The following is a 23,414-nucleotide window of genomic DNA, read 5'->3' as shown; positions in this document are numbered from 1 at the left end:
CGACCGATCCAACTCAAGAGCCATCCGGGGCCGGAGCACAGGAATGAACATGAAAGTCGCCCACAAGCTGGTCCTGGGATTCGGCGTGGTCTGCGTCCTGACCGCCCTGCTGGCGCTCTACCAGATGTCGCGCTTTTCCGACGCGCTGTCGGTCATCATGGCAGTCTCGACCTACGACACCGAGGCCGCCGACATGGTGACCGAAGTCGGCAACCTTCAGGCGGAGCTGCGCAGCACGCGCGAGACGGCGCTGAACGCGGTGGCCATTGCCAATGCCGAAGGACGTGTCGCCGACATCCCGAACCTGCTGCTGCCGGTGCATCGTCATTACGACGAGGTTGGGATGAAGCTGCGCGACACGCTGGGCCGGCTGCGCGCGATGGTGGCGGATCGGTCCGCCAGCAGCGTGACCGACAACCGCCGCAAGGGCTGGGTGGAGCTGGACACCTCGGTGAACGAGATGAACCGCGCCATCGGTGCGGTGGGGGACGAGGCGCGGACCATCTACACCCTGCTGGAGCGCAACCAGATCGCCGACGCGCTGCAACGCCGCCAGCGGGTGGACGAGCTGCGCAAGGTGATGGAGCAGCGCATCGACGCCGCCCAGACCGCCATCGACCATCTGACCGCCGCCGGCCGCGACGACATCCGGGCAATCTACAACTCCGCCATCCAGTCCTCGGTCATCGCGCTGGTCGTCGTCTTCCTGATCGCGGTGGCGGTCGCCTATCTGATCGGCAGCTCCATCACCCGCCGCCTCGGCCGTGCCATCGACTTCGTCACCAGGATCGGCCACGGCGACCTGACGCAGGAGATCATGATCGCCGGCAAGGATGAACTCGCCATCCTGGGCCAGCATCTGAACGAGATGGCCGGCCGGCTGAAGTCGATGGCCCGCACCACGCGGGAGACGGCCGAGAGCGTCCATGCCGCCACCGCCCAGATCCGCGCCTCCACCCAGCAGCAGTCGGCCAGCGTCGCCGAACAGCTGGCGGCGGTGGAGCAGACCACGGCCACCCTGTCGGAGATCACCGAATCCGGCGCCCAGATCAACCGCCGCGCCCAGGACGTCGCCCATGGCGCCCAGACGGTGGCGGCCTCCAGCCATTCCGGCATGAAGGCGGTGGACGACACCATCCAGGCGATGGACGCCATCCGTGAACAGGCGGAGGCGGTGGCCGAGAACATCGTCATGCTGTCCGAGCGCACCCAGGCGATCGGCGAGATCATCGTGACGGTGAACGACATCGCCGAGCGCTGCCACCTGCTGGCGCTGAACGCCGCCATCGAGGCGGCGGCGGCCGGCGAGCATGGCCGCACCTTCTCCATCGTCGCCGGCGAGATCAAGAGCCTCGCCGACCAGTCGAAGGAGGCGACCGCCCAGGTCCGTTCCAACCTGTCGGAGATCCAGCACGGCATCAACGCGTCGGTCATGCTGACGGAGGAGGCGGTGAAGCGCGTCGCCGCCGGCAAGCGCCAGACCGACGCCACCCAGTCGACCATCCGCACCATGGCCGAGAACATCCAGGAGAGCGTGCTGGCCTTCCAGCAGATCGTCGCCGGCACCAACCAGCAGCAGATCGGTCTGGAGCAGGTGATCCAGGCGCTTCAGAACATCCGCGAAGCCAGCAGCCAGACCGCCGCCGGCACCCGCCAGCTGGAGGGTGCCGCCGCCAACCTGAACAACCTCGGCCAGGGTCTGGTCGAGGCGGTGCGGAATTATCAGGTGTGACGATGCGCCTCCGAAACCAGCGCTTTTCCCCCTCTCCCCCCCAACGCGAGCAAAGCTCGCGTTGCCGACAGGCGAAGCGAAGCTTCGCCGAAAGGCGGGGAGAGGGTCGGGGTGAGGGGGATGCACCGCGTGCCTTTCCCAAAATTCCTGCCACGCATCCCCCTCACCCTAACCCTCTCCCCGGGGGGGAGAGGGGACCTAGCCTCTCCGCGTCCAACTCCATCCGCTCGCGGAGCCCCTGATGGACATCCGCCAGCGCCTGCTCGCCGCCTTCGATCTGGAGCACAAGGACCATCTTTCCGCGATCCGCAACATGCTTCGCGAGGCGGAGGCGACGGGTGCCCCGCCGGACCTCGTCGACATCCACCGGCGTGCCCACAGCCTGAAGGGCGCCGCCCGCGCCGTCGACCTGCCGGAGGTGGAGGCGATCTCCCACCGGCTGGAGGCCGCCTTCATCGCCGTGCAGAAGGGCGAGATCGCGCTCGACCCCGCCACCGTCGGCGTGGTCCGCCGTTCGCTCGACGCCATCGAGGATCTGGTCGCCTGGTCGCTCCAGGGCGGTGGCGAGGTGGAGACGGCCGGTGTGCTTGCCGACCTCGATGCGCTGGCCGGCGACCGCAACGGCAGCCCGGCCCCCGCCCCGACAGTCCCGGTCCGCAACCCGGAGCGTCGCCCGGCGCGCCCGCGTGACCGCGCCACCGAGGCCGACACCGCCGCCCTGGTCCGCATCGCCGCACAAGGGCTGGAGCGCCTGTCGGAGACCGCTTCGGCCCTGCTGCCGGAGGTGGAGGCGCAGGCCGGTCTCGGCGAGCAACTTCGCGCGATGCGTCAGGAATGGCGGGCGCTGGACCGGGCATGGCGGCATCTGCGGGTGCAGATCGGTCGCGGTGCCTTGGGAGGGAAGGGGGCCAACGCGCTGGACGGCCGCGGTGCGCTGCCCGCCCTGATGGCGTTCGAGCGCCGCTTCCGCGCGCTCGGCGGCGCGCTTGACGGCGCGCACCGCAGCCACGACCGGCTGTTGTGGTCGATGCGGCGCTGGGGCGGCGGTTTCCAGCAGGACATGCGGCGCCTGCGCATGCTGCCGGCGGAAAACCAGCTGAGCGGCCTCGGCCGCATGGTCCGCGACATCAGCCGGGCCGAGGGCAAGGAGGTCGAGGTCGACGTCCGCGGGCTGGAGGTGGAGGCCGACCGCACCGTCCTGCAACGGCTGAAGGACCCGATCCTGCACATCGCCCGCAACGCCATCAGCCACGGCATCGAAACGCCGGCGGAGCGGCTGGCGCTGGGCAAGCGGCCGGCGGCGCGCGTCACCATCGCCGCCTCGGTGGAGGGCGCGCGCCTGCGCCTGCGCATCGAGGATGACGGCCGCGGGCTGGACCGCCCGGCCATCCTGCGCAAGGCGGCCGAGCGCGGCCTGATCGATGCCGACGAGCTGTCCTCGGCCGACGAGATGCCGCTGGAACGGCTGACCGAGTTCCTGTTCCACCCCGGCTTCTCCACCGCCTCCCACACCACCGAGCTGGCCGGGCGCGGCATGGGCCTCGCCATCGCCCGGCGGGAGGTGGAGCGGCTGCAGGGCAACCTGACCATCGCCGACCGCCCCGGCGGCGGCACCGCCGTCACCATCGAGGTGCCGCTCAGCCTGCTCAGCCAGCGGCTGGTCTTCGTCGCCGTGCAGGACCAGACCCTGGCGATCCCGTCCGCCGACGTGGTCCGGCTGCGCACCGCCAGTGCGGAGACGCTGTTCTCCGGCGTCGGCACGCCGATGCTCCGCATCGCGGAGGAGGAGGTCCCCGTCACCTCGCTGGCCGCCCTGCTGGGCATGGAGGCGCCGGTGGTGCCGTCCGCCGAGCGCGGGCTGTCGCTGGTCGTGGTGCGGGCGGCGGACCGGCGGCTGGCGCTGGCCGTCGACCGCTTCGTCGCCACGCGCGAGACGGTGGTGACGGCGGCGGAGGAGACCGGGCTCGATGCCGGCCGCTATCTCGGCACCGTGCTGATGGACGATGGCGGTCCGGCGCTGGTGCTGAACATTCCCGGCCTGATGCCGCTGCCCGGCAGCACCCTGCCGGCCCCGGCACGCCCGGCGGAAGAGGTTACCCCTGCCCGGGCGCATATCCTGGTCGTCGATGACAGCATCACCACCCGCACGCTGGAAAAGAGCATCCTCGAAGCCCATGGTTATCGGGTGACGCTCTGCGTCGACGGACGCGAGGCGCTGGAGCGCCTGTCGGAAGGGATGGAGGTTGGCCTGATCATCAGCGACGTCGAGATGCCCCGGATGGACGGCTTCGCCCTGTTGCAGGCGGTGAAGGCGGACAAGCGGCTGGCCGAGATCCCGGTGATCCTCGTCACCTCGCGCGCCAGCGACGAGGACCGCGAACGCGGCCTGCGCCTGGGCGCCGACGCCTACATCGTCAAGACGCGCTTCGACCAGAACGAGCTTCTGGCCGGCATCCGGCGGCTGCTGTGAGCGGAGCGGCGAACAGCGGCATCCCCACCACCGGAACCCGTCGCATCCGCGTGCTGGTGGTCGAGGACAGCCCCGTCATCCAGCAACTGCTGAGCCACGTCATCAGCGCCGACCCGCGGCTGGAGGTGGCGGGCATCGCCTCCACCGGCGAGCAGGCCCTGCGCATGATCGAGCGCATGGCTCCCGACGTGGTGTCGCTCGACATCCGCCTGCCGGGCATCGACGGCTTCGAGGTGACCAGCCGCATCATGCGGCAGAACCCGCTGCCGATCGTGGTGGTGGCGTCGGACGTGCGCGACCTCGACATCCCGATGCGGGCCTTGCAGGCCGGCGCGCTGGCGGTGGTGGAGAAGCCGGGCAGCATGGCGCGGGCCGACTACCAGACGGTGGCGCACCATCTCTGCACTCAGCTGGTCATCATGAGCCAGGTGAAGGTGATCCGCCACCGCATCTCCGCCCGCGGTGCCAAGCCGGCGGCGGGCGGCGGGGGCGAAACGCCGGCCCAGGACGGCCGGCTGCCGGCCGAGGCGGTGGCGGCCGACGGCCGGGTCCGGCGCTTCCGTGCGGTCGGGCTCGTCGCCTCCACCGGCGGGCCGGCAGCGCTGGCGAAGATTCTGAAGGACATGCCGGCCGACTTCCCGCTGCCGGTCTTCGTGGTCCAGCATATGGGTGCCCCCTTCATGGCCGGCTTCGCCAGCTGGCTCGGCACCGTCTCCGCCCTGCCGGTGCGGCTGGCGGAGGCGGGGCTGACGCCGCGGCCCGGCATGGTCTATGTCGCGCCGGGTGATCGGCACCTGCTGGCGGACGGCGCCACGCTGCGCCTGTCGGCCGACCCGCTGGTGTGCGGCCAGCGCCCCTCGGGCGAGGTGCTGTTCCAGTCGATGGCGCGCGCCTATGGCGCGTCCGGCATCGGCGTGCTGCTGACCGGCATGGGCGAGGACGGTGCCAGGGGGCTGGTGGAGATGCACCGGGCCGGCGCCTACACCATCGCCGAACACGCCTCCACGGCGGTGATCCACAGCATGCCCGGCACTGCGGTGCGGCTGGGCGGTGCGGTGGAGGAACTGCCGCTCGACCGGGTGGCCGGACGGCTGCTGCAACTGACCTCCGACGATAAGATGGCGTCATGAACGGACACCGCACCCTGGTTGTCATGGGTTCCCAGACGCAGGGCCTTCTGCTGAAGCTTCTGCTGGAGGAGCGCGGCGTGGAGACCGTCTGCGTCGAAGGCGTCGAGCCCGCCCTGGCCGAGATCGCCGCAACCCCCCGGGATCTGCTGATCGTCGAGGGCGAGCTTGCCGGCCCCGCCGGCCTGGCGGAACTGCGCGCCCGCAGCGACGCCGCCGTCATCGTGCTGGGCCGCGGCGCCGGGGAGCACGACCCCTCCGACCCCAAGGCGGTGGTGGAGTCCGCCTGCGCGCTGATGGAGCGGCGCAGCGCCCCGCCGACGACGGCGGAGATCTTCCGCCGCGCCCGCATCCTGATCGTCGACGACAGCGCGACCTACCGCGAGTTCCTGCGCGCCGAGCTGGAGCAGGAGGGCTGCACCGTCACCGCCGCCCGCAACGCCGACGAGGCGGTGGCGGCGCTGGCCGGCGGCGAGCTGGACTGCGTCATCCTCGACCTCGTGATGCCGGGCACCAGCGGCACCCAGCTTTGCGAAAGATTCGACCGGTTCCGGCGCCAGCGCGGCCTGTTCTTCCAAATCGTCATCCTGACCAGCCAGGATGACGAGGAGCAGCTGATGATAAGCCTGACCGCGGGGGCCGACGATTTCGTTGGAAAGGGACAGACGATGGATGTCCTGAAGATCAGATTGATGGCGCTTCTGCGCCGCAAATACTTCGTGGAGGATCATCTGATCCGGTCGCCGCGTCCTGCACCTTCCGCATAGGAGGGGAGTAGAGCCATCGTGCGATTTCGGAAGCCGTCTTGTCCGTTTATTCTCGGCGGGCTTTTCGAAACTGTCCGATGGTCCGACCGGTGCCGGTGCCGATTCCGTTGGCGATCAGCCTCCAGCCCATCCACGAGCCTCCGATCTCCAGAGACACCGACGTAAGAGACCCCGACGCGATGCCCCGATCTTCGGCCACCCCCATGTCCCCGACCGATCTGCGCTATCGCGAGTGCCTCGAGAATGCGCGGCGCGTCTGCGCGGCCGGAACGGTGCCGACCATGCTGGTGGTCGGCGGTCCGGAGATGGCCGCCGTCCGCTGCAACGAGGCCCTTGCCACCCTGCTGAACCATCCCCGCGCCGCCACCCGCGACGAGAGCGGTCCGACCCTGCTGCCCGGCGGCTGGCCCGCGGTGGTCGAGGCGCTGCGCCCGCTCTACGGGACGGGAACTGCAGAGGGCCCGGCCGCGCCGGCCGACGGTGTGACGATTCATCTGCCGACCGATCCGCCGCTGAGCCTGCGCGCCGTCCCGCTGCTGGTCGACGGCCGGGTGATCGGGGTGCTGGCGACGGCGACGCTGGACGGTGCCATCGCCCGGCTGGCGGAAACCATGCGGGCGGAGGTGGCGCGCACAACCGCGGCACGGTCCCGCTTCCTCGCCTCGGCCAGCCACGATCTGCGCCAGCCCTTCCAGGCGATGCGTCTGTTCCTTGACGCGCTGACCAACCAGGTGGAGGGCAATGCCCGGGCGACCCGCACCGCCGGCATGCTGGCCAACGCGATGACGGCGGGCGAGCAGCTGCTGAACGCCCTGCTCGACATCTCCACCCTGGATGCCGGCACGGTGGAGGCCGACATGCAGGCGGTGTCGCTCGACACGCTGCTGCAATCGCTGGCCGACGAATTCCGTCCGCAGGCGGAGGAGAAGGGCCTGCGCCTGCGCGTCCATCTGCCCTGCCGGGCGGTAACCCGCAGCGATCCGGTCCTGCTCGGCCGCATCATCCGCAACCTGCTGGCCAACGCCATCCGCTACACCCAGCGCGGCGGCATCCTGCTGGGCCTGCGCAAGCGTGACGGCCAGTGGCGGATCGAGGTGTGGGACACCGGTTTCGGCATTCCCCAGGACAAGCTGGACGTCATCTTCGACGAGTTCCACCAGCTGACCAACCCGGCCCGCGACCCCACGCGCGGCCTCGGCCTCGGCCTCGCCATCGTGCGGCGCCTGTCGGTCCTGCTGCATGCCCCGGTCGACGTACAGTCGCGCTCCGGCCGCGGTTCGGTCTTTGCCGTCACCGTCGGCCGGCTGGAGGGGGAGGCAGCGCCCGCCGACACCCCGGCTGCCGTGGCGCCGGTCGGCCATGGCGCTGCCAGCCTGCCGCTGGACGGCATGCGCATCCTGGTGGTGGACGACGACAGCATGGTGCTGTCCGGCCTGCTGCTGACCCTGGAAAGCTGGGGCTGCGCCTTCGTCTCGGCCTCCAACATGCGCGAGGTGTTCGCCGCGGTGGATGGCTTGGAAGGACCGCCCGACGCCATCCTGACCGACCTGCGCCTGCCGGGGAAGGTCTCCGGCTTCGACGTGATCGACCGCGTGCGCAAGCTGTTCAAGACCGATATCCCGGCGGTGGTCCTGACCGGCGAGACCGCGCCGGAATCCCTCTTGGAAGGCCAGCGCCGCGGCTGCGCCTTCCTGCACAAGCCGCTCCACCCCGGCGAGTTGCGCCGGGTTCTGGAAGAGGTGCGGCGGGGCGGAACGGCGGGCCGTTAATCCCGCGGCGGGCTCTGCAGATACAGCACCAGCAGCCGCACGAGGCTTTCCAGCGCGTCGGCATGGATGCGTTCGTAGCCGTGCGAGGCGTCGATGCCGAAGCAGACCAGCGCCGTGCGGATGTCGTTGCCGGCCTCGATGGCCGACGCGCTATCGCAGCGGTAATAGCGGAAGACGTCGCGCTGGTGCGGGATATTCTGTGCCTGGCACAGCGCGATCAGCGAATGGGTCAGCGCCATGTCGAAGGGGCCGGTGCTGTCGGCCATGGCGATGGTGACGCCGTATTCGCTGCTGTTCTGGCCGGGGGCGGTGGTGCCGTTGTCGATGGTCACCATCTCCGCCACGTCCTGATGCAGGATGGATGACGCGCCGGACCCGACCTCCTCGGAGATCGTGAACAGCAGGTGGCAGTCCACCGGCAGGGCGGCCCCGGCATCGACCACCGCCTTCGCCGCGCCCAGCATCACCGCCACCCCGGCCTTGTCGTCGAGATGGCGGGAGACGATGAAGCCGTTTTCCAGGAATTCCGGCTGCGGGTCGATGGCGACGATGTCACCGATGTTGAAGCCGCGTTCCTCCAGGTCCCGCCGGTTGGCGACCGGGGCGTCGACGCGCAGTTCCACCTGCTGCCAGGTGACCGGCTGGCTGTCGACCTCCTTGTTGAAGGTGTGGCCCGACGCCTTGAGCGGCAGGATGGTGCCGCGCCAGGGGCCGCGGTCGGTCAGCACGGTGCAGCGCGCGCCCTCGGCGAAACGCGACGACCAGTGGCCGATCGGCACCAGCTCCATCCGGCCATTGTCCTTCAGCATCTTCACCTGGGCGCCCAGCGTGTCGACATGGGCGACCAGCGCCCGGTCGGGACTGGCCCGCACCCCCTTCAGGTCGGCGCGGATGGCGCCGCGCCGCGTCAGCTCATAGGGGATGCCCATCCGCTCCAGCTCGGCACAGCACAGCCGCACCACGTCGGCGGTATAGCCGGTCGGGCTCGGGGTGGTCAGCAGCCGGTAGAGGATGTCGGTGACATAGCCCATGTCGATGGGCAGCGGCACGGCCATGGTTTGATTTTCCTCCTGCTGGGGAGGGTGGCGTGGCGGGTGCCCGCCTCACGGCACCCCCCGCGTCTGCGGAAACAGCAGATCGACGAAACGTTCCGCCGTCGGCTGCGGTTCGTGGTTGGCGAGGCCCGGCCGCTCGTTCGCTTCGATGAAGACGTAGCCCGGCCGGTCGGGCGCCTCGACCAGCAGGTCGAAGCCGACCACCGGAATGTCCAGGGCACGGGCGGCGACCGTCGCCACCTCCACCAGTTCCGGGTGCAGGCTGTCGGTCACATCGTGGATCGTCCCGCCGGTGTGCAGGTTCGCCGTCTTGCGCACCGGCAGCACCTCGCCCGCCGCCAGCACGTCGTCCAGCGTCCTGCCGGCGGCGGCGAGGCAGCGGTCGGTCTCGGCGTCCAGCGGGATGTGGCTTTCCCCGCCGGTGGCGGCGGCGCGGCGGCGGCTCTGCGCCTCGATCAGTTCGCGCACCGTGTGGCTGCCGTCACCGGTGACCTCGGCCGGCCGGCGCACCGCGGCGGCCACCACCTTCTTGTCGATGACGATGATGCGCAGATCCTGTCCTTCGCAGAACTGCTCCAGCAGCACCGTGTCGCAATGCTGGCGGGCTGCCGCGATGGCACGCTCCATCGTCTCGGCGTCCCGCACGTCCACGGTGATCCCGCGCCCCTGCTCGCCGCGCGCCGGCTTCACCACGATGCGGCCATGCGTCGCCAGGAAGGCGGCATTCTCCTCCGGCTCCCCCGCCACCGCCTGGGCCGGAACCTTCAGGCTGGCCCGCTCCAGCACGCGGCGGGTCACCGCCTTGTCGTCGCAGCGGCTCATCGCGACGGCGCTGGTCAGTTCGCTCAGCGATTCCCGGCACACGACGCTGCGCCCGCCCCAGGTCAGGGAGAAATAGCCGGCCTCGGCGTCCAGCACATCGACGCCGATGCCGCGCCGCCGCGCCTCGTTGACGATGATAGTGGCATAGGGGTTCAACTGCTCGCCCGGTTGCGGGCCGGTGAACAGCCGTTCGTTGATCGGGTTTTTTGTCTTCAGCGCGAAGGCGGGGATGCGGCGGAAATTCAGCTTCTCGTAAAGCCCGATCGCGGTCTCGTTGTCGTGCAGCACCGACAGGTCGAGGAAGGCACGGCCGCGCGCCTGGACATGCTCGGCCACGGTACGGACCAGCGTCTCGCCGATCCCCGGAAAGGATGCCTGCGGATCGACCGCCAGGCACCAAAGCGAGCTGCCATTCTCCGGATCGCCGAAGGCATGGGCATGGTCCACCGCCGTCACCGCCCCGATCACCTCGCCGGTGGCATTGTCGCAGGCGACGAAATGGGTCAGCACCCGGCTGTTGCGCGCCGCCACCAGGAAGGAGGCGGAGACCGGCACCATCCGCCGTCGGGCATAGATGCGCTGCACCCCCTCGGCATCCTCGCGCGTGCGCAGCCGGCGGACGCTGTAGCCCTTCGGCCGGCGCCGCGACGCCCGGTAGTCGGTCAGCCACAGGCGGAAGGTGTGGGACGGGTCGAGGAACAGCTCCTGCGGCGCGCGCGACAGGGCGACATGCGGGTCCTGGAGATAGAAGACGATGTCGCGGGTGCCGGGCGCCTCCTGCCGCAGAGTCTCGATCATGCGGTCGAGATCGTCGAAGGTGTGGGCGAAGATCAGCCGGCCCCAGCCGCAATCCACCACCACGTCGGCGCGCGGTGCGTCGGCGTCATTCTCTCCCGCCGGCGGACGGCCGGCGTAGCGGCGGGTGTGGCGCAGGGTGGCGCTGGCGGCGCGTTCCAGCCGGTGCGGTTTCACGCGGGCGTAGCTCATGGGATTCCCCTGGTCGTCGGATGCGGCTCCATGCATCGGCAACATTCGGGGACACGGATCGGTCCCGCGCCCGAATGCCCCGGCGGAGCGTCTGTCGTTTTGAGGTGCCTGCTTACAGGCCCTGCTCCTGGAACCAGAATTCCAGCAGAGCCACCTGCCACAGCTTCGACCCGCGCAGCGGCGTGATGTGGCGTTCCGGATCGGCCAGCAGCCGGTCGAGATACTCGCGCCGGAACAGGCTGCGCTCGCGCGCCGCCGGGGCGTTCAGCACGTCGCGCACCCGTTCCAGGAAGGGGCCGCGCAGATATTTCAGCGCCGGCACCGGGAAATAGCCCTTCGGCCGGTCGATCACCGCCGCCGGAACCACCCGCCGTGCCGCTTCCTTCAGCACATATTTGCCGCCGTCCGGCAGCTTCATCTCCGCCGGGATGCGGGCGGCCAGTTCCACCAGCTCGTAATCGAGGAAAGGCACGCGCGCTTCCAGTCCGGCGGCCATGGTCATGTTGTCGACCCGCTTCACCGGATCGTCGACCAGCATCACCGTGGTGTCGAGCCGCAGGGCCTTGTCCACCGGCCGTTCCACGCCCGGCAGGGCGAACTGCCGTTCCAGCCAGCGGCGGGAATGGTCCTCGCTGACGAATCTCGGGTCGAGCGCTTCGGCCATTTCGGCATGGTCGCGGTCGAAGAAGACGCGGGCGTAATCGCCGACGGCGTCACGGCTCTCCAGCAGCGGCGGATACCAGTGATAGCCGCCGAACACCTCGTCGGCGCCCTGGCCCGACTGCACCACCTTCACCTGCTTCGCCACCTCCTGCGACAGCAGGAAGAAGCCGATGTTGTCGTGGCTGACCATCGGCTCCGACATGGCGCGGACGCAGTCGGTCAGTTCCGGCAGGGCGCGGGCGGAGTCGACGAAGATGCGGTGGTGGTCGGTGCCGAAATGCCTGGCGACGATGTCGGAATACTGGAACTCGTCGCCGCGCTCGTCCCCCACCGTCTCGAAGCCGATGGAGAAGGTCTTCAGTCCGCTCTGCCCGTTCTCGGCCAGCAGCGCGGTGATGAGGGAGCTGTCCAGCCCGCCCGACAGCAGCACGCCCACCGGTACGTCGGCGACCAGCCGGCGGCGCACCGCGCGGGTCAGCGTCTCCAGCACCAGCTCGCGCCAGTCGCCGAAGTCACGCCCCTCGTCGCCGGCCTGCGGCCCGAAGCTCAGCGACCAGTATGTGTGCTCGCGCCGTGTCCCGTCCGGCTCCACCACCAGCACTGTGGCGGGCGGCAGCTTCCGCACGCCCTTCAAAATCGTATAGGGCGCCGGGACGACGGCGTGGAAGCTCATGTAATGGTGCAGGGCCACCGGATCGACATCGGTGTCGATCCCGCCTGACGCGACCAATGCCGGCAGGGACGAGGCGAAGCGCAGGCCGCCCGGGATGTCGGCCAGATACAGCGGCTTGATGCCCAGCCGGTCGCGGCCCAGCACGACCCGGCCGCTGTCGCGCTCGTGGATGGCGAAGGCGAACATGCCGTTCATGCGCTTGACGAAGTCCGGACCCCAGGCGTGATAGGCCTTGATCAGGACCTCGGTGTCGCCGTCGGAGAAGAACCGGTAGCCGAGCCCGATAAGCTCCTCGCGCAGTTCCCGGTGGTTGTAGATGCAGCCGTTGAAGACGATGGCGAGGCCCAGCGCGGAATCCAGCATCGGCTGCTGCGACGCCTCGCTGAGGTCGATGATCTTCAGCCGGCGATGGCCGAAGGCGACGCGCCCATGGGCGAACAGGCCGTGCCCGTCCGGCCCGCGCGGCGCGAGAGTGTCGCACATGGCCTGGACGGCGGCCGTGCTCGCCGCCTCGCCGGATCTGAAACGAATCTCACCACTCACTCCGCACATCGGCTGTCGAGCCTCCTCGTTGGTTCAGGACGAAGGAGCGCGCTCGACCCGCAAAAAGGGCCAAACTGCACCACCACTACCCGCGTGGACCAACGCTTGGCAGGGCTCAAGGTTCCCTGTGCAGGGCTCTCCTCAGAGCCCGAAGAACCCCCGCAGCCGGGTCAGCAGCGCCTGCGGTTCCACCGGCGGCGGCAGGGCGGCGCCCTGCTGCCGGGTGGTTTCGGCGGTGTTCCGGCTCTGGCGCTCGGCCATCAGTTCCGCCAGCCGCTCCGCCAGTTCCGGCCGGCGGCGCAGCACTGGATCCAGGTGGTTGCGGGCCAGTTCGAACACCACGGCGTCGGTGCAGGCGACGACCGACGCGCTGCGCGGCTGCCCGGTCAGCAGCGACATCTCGCCGAACAGGTCGCCCGGCCGCAGCCGGGTCAGATGCAGCAGGCCCAGACGCTGTCCATCCCCGGCCTCGGCCGGGGCGGCGATCTGCACGTCGAACACGCCCTCGGCGATGACGAACAGCGACTCTCCGGCCTCGCCCTGGCGGACGGCGGCGGAGCCGGCCGGCACATGGATCTGCCGCATCGCCAGGGCCAGCGCGTCCACCTCGTCGTCGTCGAAGGCGTCGAACAGGTCGGTCTGGCGCAGCAGGCCGCGGCGCAGCGTATCGGTATCGGGCAAGGCCGGCTGGCGCCGGTGGAATTCCTGCTTGGGACGGGCCGGTTCGATCCCGGCGCGGGCGAGGTTGCCCAGCACCGCGGTCAGCACGGCGTCGCGCACCTGGGACAGCCGGGCGCCGTCGTCGGCCCAGAAGCGCGCCGTATAGGAAATGCCGTTGGGCGTCACCGCGTCGACGAGCACGTCGGGCCGCGGGGTGGGCAGCACGCCGTCCGCGCACAGCATGGCCGACAGCAGGATGCGCTTGGCCCGTTCCACCGGCACCTCCTGGTCCAGCAGGATCGGCACGGTGGCGCGGAAGGACGGGTTGGGGCGGCTGTAATTGACGAAGCGGCTGCCGGCGACGATGCCGTTCGGCACGACGATGGCGGTGCCGTCGCTGGCGATCAGCCGGGTGGCCCGCCAGTTGATCTCGTCCACCCGCCCGGCCACGCCGGGCGACAGCTCCAGCCAGTCGCCCAGCCGGTAGGGATGTTCGATGTTCAGCGCGATGCCGGCGAAGATGTCGGCGATCATGTTGCGCAGCGCGAAGCCCAGCACGGCGATGGCGACACCGGAGGTCGCCAGCAGCCCCGTCACCGGCTGTTCCAGCACGAAGGCCAGGATCGCCAGCAGGGCGACGCCATAGACGAAGAAGCGCAGCAGGTCGGCCAGCAGCCGCGGGATGCGCGGCGGCCGCGGCGTGCCGTCAGGGTTGAGGCCGCCGTTACCGGCCGCCAGCAGGTCGACCAGCCGCGCCCCGCCCCAGGCGGCGACCAGCCAGGCCGCCGACGCGGCGGCGATGTCGAAGCCGCCGCTCAGCACCGGGCCGACAAGCGGCTCCAGATGGCCGTGCAGCCAGGGCTTCGCGGCGACCAGCGCCGCCAGAAGGGCCAGGACCAGGGCAGGGGCGGACAAACGCCGCAAGGCGGTCATCGACGGGGGTCTCCTCGGCGGCCGGACATGGGGGACATGGGGGACCGGGCGAGGGCGACGATGGCACGAGCAAGCGCCATCCCGTCAAGCAGTCAATTGAAACCACCCAATCACATCAGGGGCTTGCCTCTTCAGAGGCTCGCTGGTTGTGTCGTCGCCGGCGGATAGCCCAGGACGAATCCGCGGATCACCGGGTCGGTCCCGGCGACCGTGCCGGCGAAGACATAGGCGCGGCACAACACCGCCAGTGCGGTTTCGGCATCGCCGCTCTTGCGCCGGAACGCCGCACCGTCCCGCAAATCCGCGAACTCCCCCTGCCAGAAGGACGGGTCGTCCAGCGGGCCGAAATTCATCGCCCAGAAACCGAAGGACCGTCCCGGACGTTCCCATCGGCCCAGCACCGCCATGTTGCAATGGCGCTCGTCATGGGAAATACGGTCGAATAATTTATTCACGACATCCGGTTCCCCTTCCAGGACCTGAAGGAAGGTGCCCTCATGTTCGACAAGGAAACCGGTGACGCCCAGGCGCCGATTGTTTGCGGAGCTTCGTACACAAATGTCCGCCAGTGCCGAAAACGGCAGCAGGGACACTGCATCACTGCGATAGAGCAAAGTCAGCATTGGCTTCCTCCCTCTTTCATTATGAAAGTGGTGCCAAAGCCGTAGCGTGATAACCCTTTCTTTCGTCGAAGCGATGCCGCACCCACCGGACATAGTCCGATCGGACGGGTGCTAACGGCATATGCGGAAGGCGCCCATGTCCAGGTGGAAGTGGTTGCGGTGCGCCTCGTTGTAGTCCGGCCCCAGCACCACGTCGAAGAAGCGGCAGGCGCCGTCGCGCACATCCCGCAGGAAGGCCGCCATCCGCCTGTCTGCCTTCGCCTCCCAGCCGTTCAGCACGCCGATCCGCGTGCCGTCGGCCAGCAGGAAGGCGGCGAGGTCGATGGCGTTGGCGGTCGCATGCTCGCTGCGCCGCCCCTCCGTCCGGCCATAGACGTTGCGGCAGGCATAGGTGCCGAGATGCTCGACCCGCACCACCTTCTGCCCGAAATGGCGCTGCGCCGCCGGTTGCAGGGCGTTCGCCTCGAACAGGGTCCAGGCGGCGGCCAGCCCGCAGGTGGCGATGAAGCCGCTGCTGAAGGAGACGTCCGACCGCACCACCCGCACCACGCCGTGCAGCGCGCAGTTCTCGTCCGACGGGCGGTCGGGCAGGGGGGTGAAGCGCAAGCCCGTTTCGCCCAGCGCCGCCCGGCACTGGTCCGGATCACGGGTCAGCCGCGCCAGCTTGAAGCCGGTCAGCCAGTCCGGCTCCGCCCGCAGGTCGAGCCGTGCCCACGGGTCGAAGTGCTGCGGCACGGCGATCAGCCCGGCCCACACCCCCGCCGCGGCCCCGGCCAGCGCCAGCCACCGCAGCAGCCTCGCCATCGCGAAACTCTAGCGGTCGAGCAGGCCGTGCCGCCGGTGCCAGTCCTCCAGCGATTCCTCCGGATAGCGGGCGAAATGCACCTCGTTCGGCCCGTCCGGCACCTCCACCCACGGCGCCTTGAAGTCCAGCATGATGTGGACACGCTCCGGTGGGGTGGGCAGCGGCGTATCGATCGCCGAGGCGAAGGGATGGACCAACTCCGGCCAAGCCGGATCCTCCGCCCACAGAGCCGTACCGCAATGCTTGCAGAAATGCCGGTGCGACGGGCCGGGGTGGGTCCGGCCGGGATGGTCGGGGTCCTCGATGGGCGCCCGCCACATCGCCACCGCCTCGCGTCCCTCGACCTCCAGCGTATCGGCATCGCCGCCCAGATTGATGGCGTATCCGCCGCCGCCGGCGCTCTTGCGGCAGATGGTGCAGTAGCAGCGCATGTAGGGCACCGGCGTCGGCGAATTCAGCGTAAAGCGGACGGCGCCGCAGCGACAGGAACCGGAAAGCTTCATGGCAAGTGGCTCCGCGAATCGATGCCCTCTCCCAAGGCGGATCGAGGATCCGCTGAAAGCCCCGGGAGGGCGAGGGGACCCGCCGAAGGTGGGGAGGATGAGGGAGAATCCAAGACTGGAACGAACCGCGTGGTCTTCGGATCGCCCTTTACCCTCCCCCTCCCGCGGGCCTCGAAATCACTCGCAAGCGTCGCGACGGCCGGCAAGCCCGACGGTCGCTGCAAAACCGGACATCGGCGATGTCCATCCGGCCGATGGAACGACCGCCTGACGGGCGGGTACATCCGCCGCGTCGTTTCACCTTCCTCCCGCAACCCGCGGAAGGGTCACAAACAAACCCCTCTGCCGGAGAGCGTGGGCGCTCTCCGGATCACCCCATGATGTTCTCGTCCGCCATGCGGCGCGGCATGTCGGTTTGATGCTGGCGGTCCTGCTTCGGTGCCTTGGTGACGCTGAAGCCGATTCCCGACAGCAGAAGGACGCCCAACGAGGCGACGGTGACGATGTTGCAAAGCATAGCGACAGACCCTTTCCCTAACCTCTTTCGGCCGTCCGGTTTCACGGGCGGCCAGACCCTTATTGTGTGGTCTCCCGGACGATAGACGCCGGGAGCCATTTCTTTCTTCCGTAAGCCGGGCCGGGATGAGGAAAAATATTCGTCCGTGATCCGAACTGTATTTACTTCCAGCATCTTGCCAGCGCAGGCTGTGCGGAGCGGTCAGATAGTCCCGCAGGTGCGAACTGGCAATGGAAGCCGGCGACATATCCGCGCAGCTCTGGTTAACGAAATTGTCATGTCACGGCTTGGGAGCAGGCGGGACGCCCCTACGCCGCGTCGCTGCCCGCCGGCGAACCCTCTGAACCGGCATCGGTTTCCGCCGATCGCAGGCTGACCGTCACCTTCAGCCCCGTGCCGCCGGCCCCCGCGTCCAGCCGCACCGACGCCCCCAGCCGGTCGGCCAGGGCGCGGACGATGGCCAGCCCCAACCCGCTGCCGGTGCGCGGCGGCTCGCCCGGACGGTCCAGCCGGTAGAAGCGTTCGAACACCCGCCCGCGCTCGGCCTCGGGGATGCCGGGGCCGTCGTCTTCGACCTCCATCACCGGTCCCTCCATCACCGGTCCCGTTCCCGGCCCGGCTCCGACCCGCACCGTCACCGTGCCGCCCGGCCGGTTGTAGCGGATGGCGTTGTCCAGCAGGTTGCCCAGCAATTCGCCGACCAGCACCGGGTTCCCGGCGACCCGCAAGGCGGTTCCGTCCTCCGGACCCTCGAAGCGCACCTCGACGTCCTGGCTCAGCGCAGCCGGCACCTGCTCGGCGGCGACCTCCATCGCCACCTGCATCAGGTCGGTCACCTCGGGGGCTGCCGGCGTCACCGGCGCGTCCTCGTCGGCGCGGGCCAGCGCCAGCAGCTGGACCAGCAGCCGCTCCAGCCGCTTCACCGCGCCTTCCACGTCGTCCAGCGCCGCCCGCCCCTCGGCGCTGTCGGTGCCGTAGCGGCGCAGCAGGGCCAGATGGGTGCGCAGCACCGCCAGCGGCGTGCGCAGCTGGTGCGAGGCGTCGGCGGTGAAGCGGCGCATGGTGCCGATGGACTGGTCCAGCCGGGCCAGCAGCCCGTTGATGGCGACCACCAGCGGCAGCACCTCCGCCGGCACCACCGCCAGCGGCAGCGGCACCAGTGACAACCCGCCGCGGGCCGAGCGGCTGTCGATCACCCGCCGCATCCGGCCGAGCGGCGCCAGCCCGCGCCCGACCGCCCCCCACACCAGCAGCCCGCTGCCGCCGACCAGCGCCACCTCCAGCAGGGTCAGCCACAGCAGCAGGTTGACCTCCAGCGCGCGGCGCCCCTCGGTCGTCTCCGCCACCTGGACCAGCACCGGATGCGGCACGCCGTAGAGTCGGCGGACCTGCGCCGCCACCCGCACCGGATGGCCGTGATAGGTGGCGTCGCGGAACACCGTGACGTTGGTCGGCATTGCCGCGATGTCCGGCAGCGGCAGGTCGAGATAGCCGGTGATCACCCCGCCCTCATGGGCGACGTTGTAATAGATGTTGTCGCGCGCCTGGCTCTCCAGCATGCCGAAGGCGACGGCCGGCAGATCGACCGTCACCTCGCCGTCGCCGTCGCCCACCGCCAGCCTTTCGGCGATGGCCAGCGTCGAGCCGGCGAGCAGCCGGTCGTGAGTGGACTGGACGAAGCCATGGATCAGCGCCGCCCCGCCGACGCCCAGCCCGACCGCCAGCGCCGCCAGCGGCACCAGCAGCCGGGTCAGCAGCCGTCGGCGCAGCGACGGCACCCGCTCCGCCCGGCCCCCCGAAAATCCGCCGGCAAAGGCCGCCATCAGGCGCCTTCCATCAGGTAGCCCAGCCCGCGGATGGTGCGGATCTGCGGCCCGTCCGGCTCCAGCTTCTTGCGCAGCCGGGCGACATAAAGCTCGATGGCGTTCGGCGCCACCGGCTCGTCGAAGCCGAACACCTCGCCGGCCAGCCGGTCCTTCGGCACCACCTTGCCGGCCCTTGTGATCAGCCCCTCCAGCACCGCCAGCTCGCGCTTGCGCAAATCCAGCACCCGGCCGTTCAGCGTCACCGTCGCGGTGGAGCGGTCGTAGCGCAGCCCACCGCACGCCAGCTCCGGCACCGGCGTGCCCTGGCCGCGGCGCATCAGCGCCCGCACCCGCGCCTCGAACTCCGCCGGGTCGAAGGGCTTCAGCAGGTAATCGTCGGCCCCCGAATCCAGCCCCTTCACCCGGTCGGCCACCGCCTCCCGCGCGGTCAGGATCATCACCGGCACGGTGGAGCCGCGGCGGCGGATGCGCGTCAGCACCTCGAAGCCCGACAGGTCGGGCAATCCCAGGTCCAGCACCACCAGCCCATAGGGCTCAGCCCGCTCCAGCCGCACCGCCTCCTCGCCCGACGCGACATGGTCGACGGCATAGCCGGCCAGCTTCAGCGCCCCCGTCACCCCACGCGCCAACGCTGCATCGTCCTCCACGATCAGGATGCGCAAGGGAGCCGCCTATCGTCCGAATGGGCCATCATCCGATCGCACCTGTTCCGTTCCACCAACAATTTTCGCACGCGACAGATTGGCGACAGGTTGATTGCCTATAGTCACGGCAAATCCGCTTGTAAGCCCAACCAACCCGGCCCGCAACGGCGCCGTGGAAACCAACCGCAGGAGAGGAAGAGATGCGCACCAAACTGGCCCTTCTGGTCGCGACCGCCCTGAGCGTTACAGTGACCGTCGCCGTGCCCGCCTTCACCGCCGGCACCGCCCAGGCGCAGTCGGTTCCCGCCGGCTACGACCCCGCCTATGCCAAGATCATCGAGGCGGCGAACCAGGAAGGCGCGCTCAGCATCTATTCCGCCACCGACGCGGCGGCCGTGTCGGAACTGCTGAAGGGGTTCGAGGCGCTCTATCCCAAGATCAAGCTGGAATACGCCGACCAGAACTCCACCGAGATGTACAACCGCTTCATCAGCGAGGCGGCGGCCAACACCGGCACCACCGACCTGATGTGGTCGTCGGCGATGGACCTGCAGATGAAGCTGGTCAATGACGGCTACGCCCAGTCCTATACCTCGCCGGAATCGAAGAGCATTCCCGACTGGGCCAACTATAAGAACGAGGCCTTCGGCACCACCGCCGAGCCGATCGTCTTCGCCTACAACAAGCGCGTGGTGCCCGCCGCCGACGTGCCGAAGACCCACGCCGACCTCGCCAAGCTTCTCGCTGAGAAGCCCGACGCCTACAAGGGCAAGGTCACTTCCTACGATCCGGAGCGCAGCGGCGTTGGCTTCCTCTATATCACCCAGGATGTCCAGGCGAACAAGAACACCTGGGATCTGGTCAAGGCGATGGGCCAGACCGGGGTGAAGCTCTACACCTCGTCGGGCGCGATGATCGAGCGCCTGACCTCGGGCGAGCACACCATCGGCTACAACATGATCGGCTCCTACGTCTTCGAGCGCCAGCACAAGGATCCGGAGTCGCTGGGCATCGTGCTGCCGTCCGACTACACCATCGTGATGTCGCGCATCGCCTTCATCCCGAAGGGCGCCAAGCATCCGAACGCCGCCAAGCTGTTCCTCGACTATCTGCTGTCCAAGCAGGGCCAGCAGGCGATCCAGGCCCGCTACATGGGCTCGATCCGCACCGACCTCGCCAGCGCCAATCCGACTGCCGGCGTGCCCGACAGCACGCTGCGCCCGATCCATGTCGGCCCGGAACTGCTGACCTACCTGGATCAGGTGAAGCGCCTGAAGTTCCTGAAGGACTGGCAGAAGGCGCTGCAGGGGAAGTAAGCCCCTCTCCACCCGACGCTTAGTCCCCTCTCCCCCCGGGGAGAGGGTTAGGGTGAGGGGGAGCCATGGCGTGGCTTAGTTCGCCGGAAAACGCCCTGGGTCCCCCAAAATCCACCCCACGCTTCCCCCTCACCCCCGACCCTCTCCCCGCTTTCGGCGGACCGAGGGTCCGCCCGTCGCGTCAGCGCAAACGAAGTTTGCGCGAGAGCGGGGGAGAGGGAGATTCGGCAAAGGAACCCCCCATGAACCGCGCGACGCGCATCGCGGTGATCGTCGCCATGGCGATTGCCGTGCTGGCCCCGATCGGCCTGGTCGTCTACCAGAGCTTCCTCGACGGGCCGTTCTTCCAGCCCAAGATCTCCTTCACCCTGTCGGCCTACGAGTTCGTCCTGGACGACGAGGATTTCTTCGACGCCCTCTACAACTCGGCGATCATTGCGCTGGGCATGACCGCCATCGCCGTGCCGGTCGGCGCCCTGCTGGCCTTCCTGATGACCCGCACCGACCTGCCGGGCCGCCGCTGGATCGAGCCGGTGATCCTGGTGCCGATGTTCGTGTCGTCGGTGGTGCTGGCCTTCGGCTTCGTCGTCAGCCTCGGCCCGGCGGGCTTCGTGACGCTCTGGTTCAAGAGTACCTTCGGCTTCGTCCCCTGGTATCTCTATTCCAAGTGGACGCTGATCGTCATCGCCGGCCTGACCCACGTCCCGCACGTCTTCCTCTACACCTCGTCGGCCCTGCGCAGCCTGGGCTCCGACGTCGAGGAGGCCGCAAGGATGACCGGCGCCGGCCCGCTGCGCACGGCGCTGACCGTCAGCCTGCCGATGGTGATGCCCAACATCCTCTACGCCGCGGTGCTGGTGTTCTTCCTCGGCTTCGAGCTGTTCGGCCTGCCGCTGGTGCTGGGCGACCCCGAAGGCATCCTCGTGCTGGCCACCTATCTCTACAAGCTGACCAACAAGCTGGGCACGCCGTCCTACCAGCTGATGGCGGTGGTGGTGGTGGCGATCATCTGCATCGCCCTGCCGCTGGTGGCCCTCCAGCGCTTCCTGCTGCGCGCCGCCAACCGCTACGTCTCGGTGAAGGGCAAGGCGGCGGCGCAGAAGCCGGTGTCGATCGGCGTCTGGCGCTGGCCGGCGGCGGCGATGATCACCGCCTGGCTGCTGTTCACCGTGGTGGTCCCGCTGAGCGGTCTGGTGCTCCGTGCCTTCGTGTCGAGCTGGGGCGAGGGCGTCAACCTGTTCGACGTGCTGACGCTGGCGCATTTCCGCGAGCTGATGGAATTCCCCAACCTGACCCGCGGCATCGTCAACACGCTGCTGATCGCCTCGGTCGGCGGGGCGCTGTCGGTCGGCGTCTACACCATGCTGAACCTCGCCGCCCACCGCTGGCCGTCGGGCTGGACGAGGCTGATGGACTATCTGGTCCTGCTGCCGCGCGCCATGCCGGGGCTCGTCGCCGGTCTGGCGATCTTCTGGGTCTTCCTGTTCACGCCCTTCCTCGCCCCGCTGCGCCAGACCATGATCGCCATCTGGGTCGCCTACACGCTGGTCTGGCTCGCCTACGGCATGCGCCTGGTCAGCGGCGCCCTGCTGCAGATCGGTCCCGAGCTGGAGGAGGCCGGCCGCATCGTCGGCGCCAGCCCCGGCCGGGTGTCGCGCGACCTGACGATCCCGCTGATCAAGGTCGGGCTGTTCTCCAGCTGGCTGCTGATCTTCGTCACCTTCATGCGCGAATACTCCACCGGCGTCTATCTGCTGGCCCCCGGCACTGAAGTGATCGGCTCGCTGCTGGTCTCGCTGTGGGGCACCGGTGCCGTCGACCTCGTGACCGCGCTCTCCACCGTCAACATCGCGATGATCGGCGGCGGCCTGCTGCTGATGTCGCTCTTCGGGAAACGCTCCCATGGCTAAGCTCATCATCGACGACCTGCACCTGTCCTACGGCAGCACCGACATCCTGAAGGGCATCACCGCCACCTTCGCCCAGGGCGAGATCGTCGCCCTGCTCGGCCGGTCGGGCAGCGGCAAGACAACGCTGCTGCGCTCCATTGCCGGGCTAGAGGAGCCGAAGAAGGGTGTCATCTCCATCGGCGACCAGCCGGTGTTCGACGCCGCCGCCGGCCTCAACGTGCCGTCGGAAAAGCGCGGGCTGGGTCTGGTCTTCCAGTCCTACGCGCTGTGGCCGCACAAGACGGTATTCGAGAACGTCGCCTATGGCCTGCGTCTGCGCAATGTGCCGAAGGCCGAACTCCAGCAGCGCGTCGCCGCGGTGCTGGAGGGCGTCGGCCTCGGTCATCTCGGCGAGCGCTACCCGCACCAGATGTCGGGCGGCCAGCAGCAGCGCGTGGCGCTGGCCCGTGCGCTGGTCTACAACCCGCCGGTCATCCTGCTCGACGAGCCGCTGTCGAACCTCGACGCCAAGCTGCGCGAGGAGGCGCGCATCTGGATCCGCACGCTGATCAAGCGGATGAACCTGACCGCCGTCTTCGTCACCCACGACCAGGTGGAGGCGATGGCGATCGCCGACCGCATCGTCCTCTTGGACGGCGGCCGCATCGTCCAGGCCGGCACCCCGGAACAGCTCTACACCGAGCCGGTCAGCCTGTTCGCGTCGGAGTTCATGGGCGTCAACAACCTGATGAAGAGCCGTGTGCAGGACAAGCGCGGCGGCTACGCCCGCATCGAGCTGTCCGGCCACCCGCTGTGGGGCAAGGACCGCGCCGGCAAGGGTGTCTCCGAGGAAGCCACCGGCGTCATCCGCCTGGAACAGGTCGAGGTGGTGGATGGGGAAGGCGAGAACCGCGTCCCGGCGGAGCTGGAGACCTCGGTCTATCTCGGCAGCCACTGGGAGCATGTCTTCCGCTGCGGCGACCAGACCCTGCGCGCCTTCGGCCGTCCGCTGTCCGCCGGCACCCACTGGCTGCACCTGCCGCCGGAACAGCTCTGGGTGTTCTGAACGGAGTCTGCTCCAGCCTCTGCG

The 23,414-nt window shown here is 69.3% G+C and carries 18 protein-coding genes; 8 read left to right on the top strand and 10 right to left on the bottom strand.

Features of this window, described 5'->3' with window-relative positions; genetic code table 11:
- The first annotated feature begins 43 nt into the window (after positions 1-43).
- The 5 genes from J2848_RS31150 to J2848_RS31130 all read left to right on the top strand — a co-directional run bounded on the left by J2848_RS31150 (position 44) and on the right by J2848_RS31130 (position 7,865).
- Positions 44-1,732, top strand: a complete 1,689-nt coding sequence (locus tag J2848_RS31150; protein WP_149234387.1) for a methyl-accepting chemotaxis protein — start codon at positions 44-46, stop codon at positions 1,730-1,732.
- Positions 1,733-1,973: 241 nt separating this feature from the next.
- Positions 1,974-4,202 carry a hybrid sensor histidine kinase/response regulator gene (locus J2848_RS31145; protein WP_149234389.1) on the top strand — a complete coding sequence of 743 codons (2,229 nt, stop codon included), beginning with the start codon at positions 1,974-1,976 and terminating at the stop codon, positions 4,200-4,202.
- Positions 4,199-5,332, top strand: a complete 1,134-nt coding sequence (gene cheB, locus J2848_RS31140) for a chemotaxis-specific protein-glutamate methyltransferase CheB (protein WP_246194289.1) — start codon at positions 4,199-4,201, stop codon at positions 5,330-5,332. Before J2848_RS31145 ends, cheB begins: the two co-directional genes overlap by 4 nt.
- Positions 5,329-6,096 carry a response regulator gene (locus J2848_RS31135; protein WP_149234390.1) on the top strand — a complete coding sequence of 256 codons (768 nt, stop codon included), beginning with the start codon at positions 5,329-5,331 and terminating at the stop codon, positions 6,094-6,096. Before cheB ends, J2848_RS31135 begins: the two co-directional genes overlap by 4 nt.
- Before the next feature lie 203 nt (positions 6,097-6,299).
- Positions 6,300-7,865, top strand: a complete 1,566-nt coding sequence (locus J2848_RS31130; RefSeq protein WP_246194291.1) for an ATP-binding response regulator — start codon at positions 6,300-6,302, stop codon at positions 7,863-7,865.
- Here J2848_RS31130 and J2848_RS31125 read toward each other — a convergent pair.
- The 10 genes from J2848_RS31125 to J2848_RS31080 all read right to left on the bottom strand — a co-directional run bounded on the left by J2848_RS31125 (position 7,862) and on the right by J2848_RS31080 (position 19,137).
- Entirely contained in the window at positions 7,862-8,920 is a 1,059-nt protein-coding gene (locus J2848_RS31125) for an osmoprotectant NAGGN system M42 family peptidase (protein WP_211103299.1), read from the bottom strand. The two genes, J2848_RS31130 and J2848_RS31125, sit on opposite strands and share 4 nt — an antisense overlap.
- A 48-nt stretch (positions 8,921-8,968) precedes the next feature.
- Positions 8,969-10,729 carry an N-acetylglutaminylglutamine synthetase gene (gene ngg / locus J2848_RS31120; protein WP_149234391.1) on the bottom strand — a complete coding sequence of 587 codons (1,761 nt, stop codon included), beginning with the start codon at positions 10,727-10,729 and terminating at the stop codon, positions 8,969-8,971.
- A 112-nt stretch (positions 10,730-10,841) separates the two neighbouring features.
- Complete coding sequence (locus J2848_RS31115) at positions 10,842-12,617, bottom strand: N-acetylglutaminylglutamine amidotransferase (RefSeq protein WP_149234392.1); 1,776 nt, start codon at positions 12,615-12,617, stop codon at positions 10,842-10,844.
- 132 nt (positions 12,618-12,749) lie between these two features.
- The gene (locus tag J2848_RS31110) at positions 12,750-14,201 is read right to left on the bottom strand and encodes a mechanosensitive ion channel family protein (protein WP_149234393.1); all 1,452 of its coding nucleotides are present in this window, start codon (positions 14,199-14,201) and stop codon (positions 12,750-12,752) included.
- Positions 14,202-14,332: 131 nt separating this feature from the next.
- Positions 14,333-14,824: a BLUF domain-containing protein gene (locus J2848_RS31105; RefSeq protein WP_149234394.1), complete on the bottom strand. Its 492-nt coding sequence runs from the start codon at positions 14,822-14,824 to the stop codon at positions 14,333-14,335.
- A gap of 111 nt (positions 14,825-14,935) precedes the next feature.
- Positions 14,936-15,628 (bottom strand): extensin-like domain-containing protein, encoded by a 693-nt coding sequence (locus tag J2848_RS31100; RefSeq protein ID WP_149234395.1) that lies wholly within the window; start codon positions 15,626-15,628, stop codon positions 14,936-14,938.
- Positions 15,629-15,637: 9 nt separating this feature from the next.
- Positions 15,638-16,132: a GFA family protein gene (locus tag J2848_RS31095; protein WP_149234396.1), complete on the bottom strand. Its 495-nt coding sequence runs from the start codon at positions 16,130-16,132 to the stop codon at positions 15,638-15,640.
- Positions 16,133-16,502: 370 nt separating this feature from the next.
- Positions 16,503-16,649 carry a hypothetical protein gene (locus tag J2848_RS31090; RefSeq protein ID WP_170307224.1) on the bottom strand — a complete coding sequence of 49 codons (147 nt, stop codon included), beginning with the start codon at positions 16,647-16,649 and terminating at the stop codon, positions 16,503-16,505.
- A gap of 308 nt (positions 16,650-16,957) precedes the next feature.
- Positions 16,958-18,472: a sensor histidine kinase gene (locus tag J2848_RS31085; protein WP_149234397.1), complete on the bottom strand. Its 1,515-nt coding sequence runs from the start codon at positions 18,470-18,472 to the stop codon at positions 16,958-16,960.
- The gene (locus tag J2848_RS31080; RefSeq protein WP_149234398.1) at positions 18,472-19,137 is read right to left on the bottom strand and encodes a response regulator; all 666 of its coding nucleotides are present in this window, start codon (positions 19,135-19,137) and stop codon (positions 18,472-18,474) included. Before J2848_RS31080 ends, J2848_RS31085 begins: the two co-directional genes overlap by 1 nt.
- Positions 19,138-19,319: 182 nt before the next feature.
- Here J2848_RS31080 and J2848_RS31075 point away from each other — a divergent pair, with 182 nt between their 5' ends.
- The 3 genes from J2848_RS31075 (at position 19,320) to J2848_RS31065 (ending at position 23,390) form a co-directional block, all read left to right on the top strand.
- Positions 19,320-20,435, top strand: coding sequence for an ABC transporter substrate-binding protein (locus J2848_RS31075; protein ID WP_149234399.1), 1,116 nt, complete (start codon positions 19,320-19,322; stop codon positions 20,433-20,435).
- 242 nt (positions 20,436-20,677) lie between these two features.
- Positions 20,678-22,345: an ABC transporter permease gene (locus tag J2848_RS31070; RefSeq protein WP_149234400.1), complete on the top strand. Its 1,668-nt coding sequence runs from the start codon at positions 20,678-20,680 to the stop codon at positions 22,343-22,345.
- Complete coding sequence (locus J2848_RS31065) at positions 22,338-23,390, top strand: ABC transporter ATP-binding protein (RefSeq protein WP_149234401.1); 1,053 nt, start codon at positions 22,338-22,340, stop codon at positions 23,388-23,390. The genes J2848_RS31070 and J2848_RS31065 overlap by 8 nt, the downstream gene beginning before the upstream one ends.
- The last annotated feature ends 24 nt before the right edge of the window (positions 23,391-23,414 follow it).

This window comes from Azospirillum lipoferum, from assembly GCF_024170005.1.
Lineage (GTDB): Bacteria > Pseudomonadota > Alphaproteobacteria > Azospirillales > Azospirillaceae > Azospirillum > Azospirillum lipoferum.
Note: the sequence above shows the minus strand (reverse complement) of the source record. Positions and strands in the feature narration are given on the sequence as shown.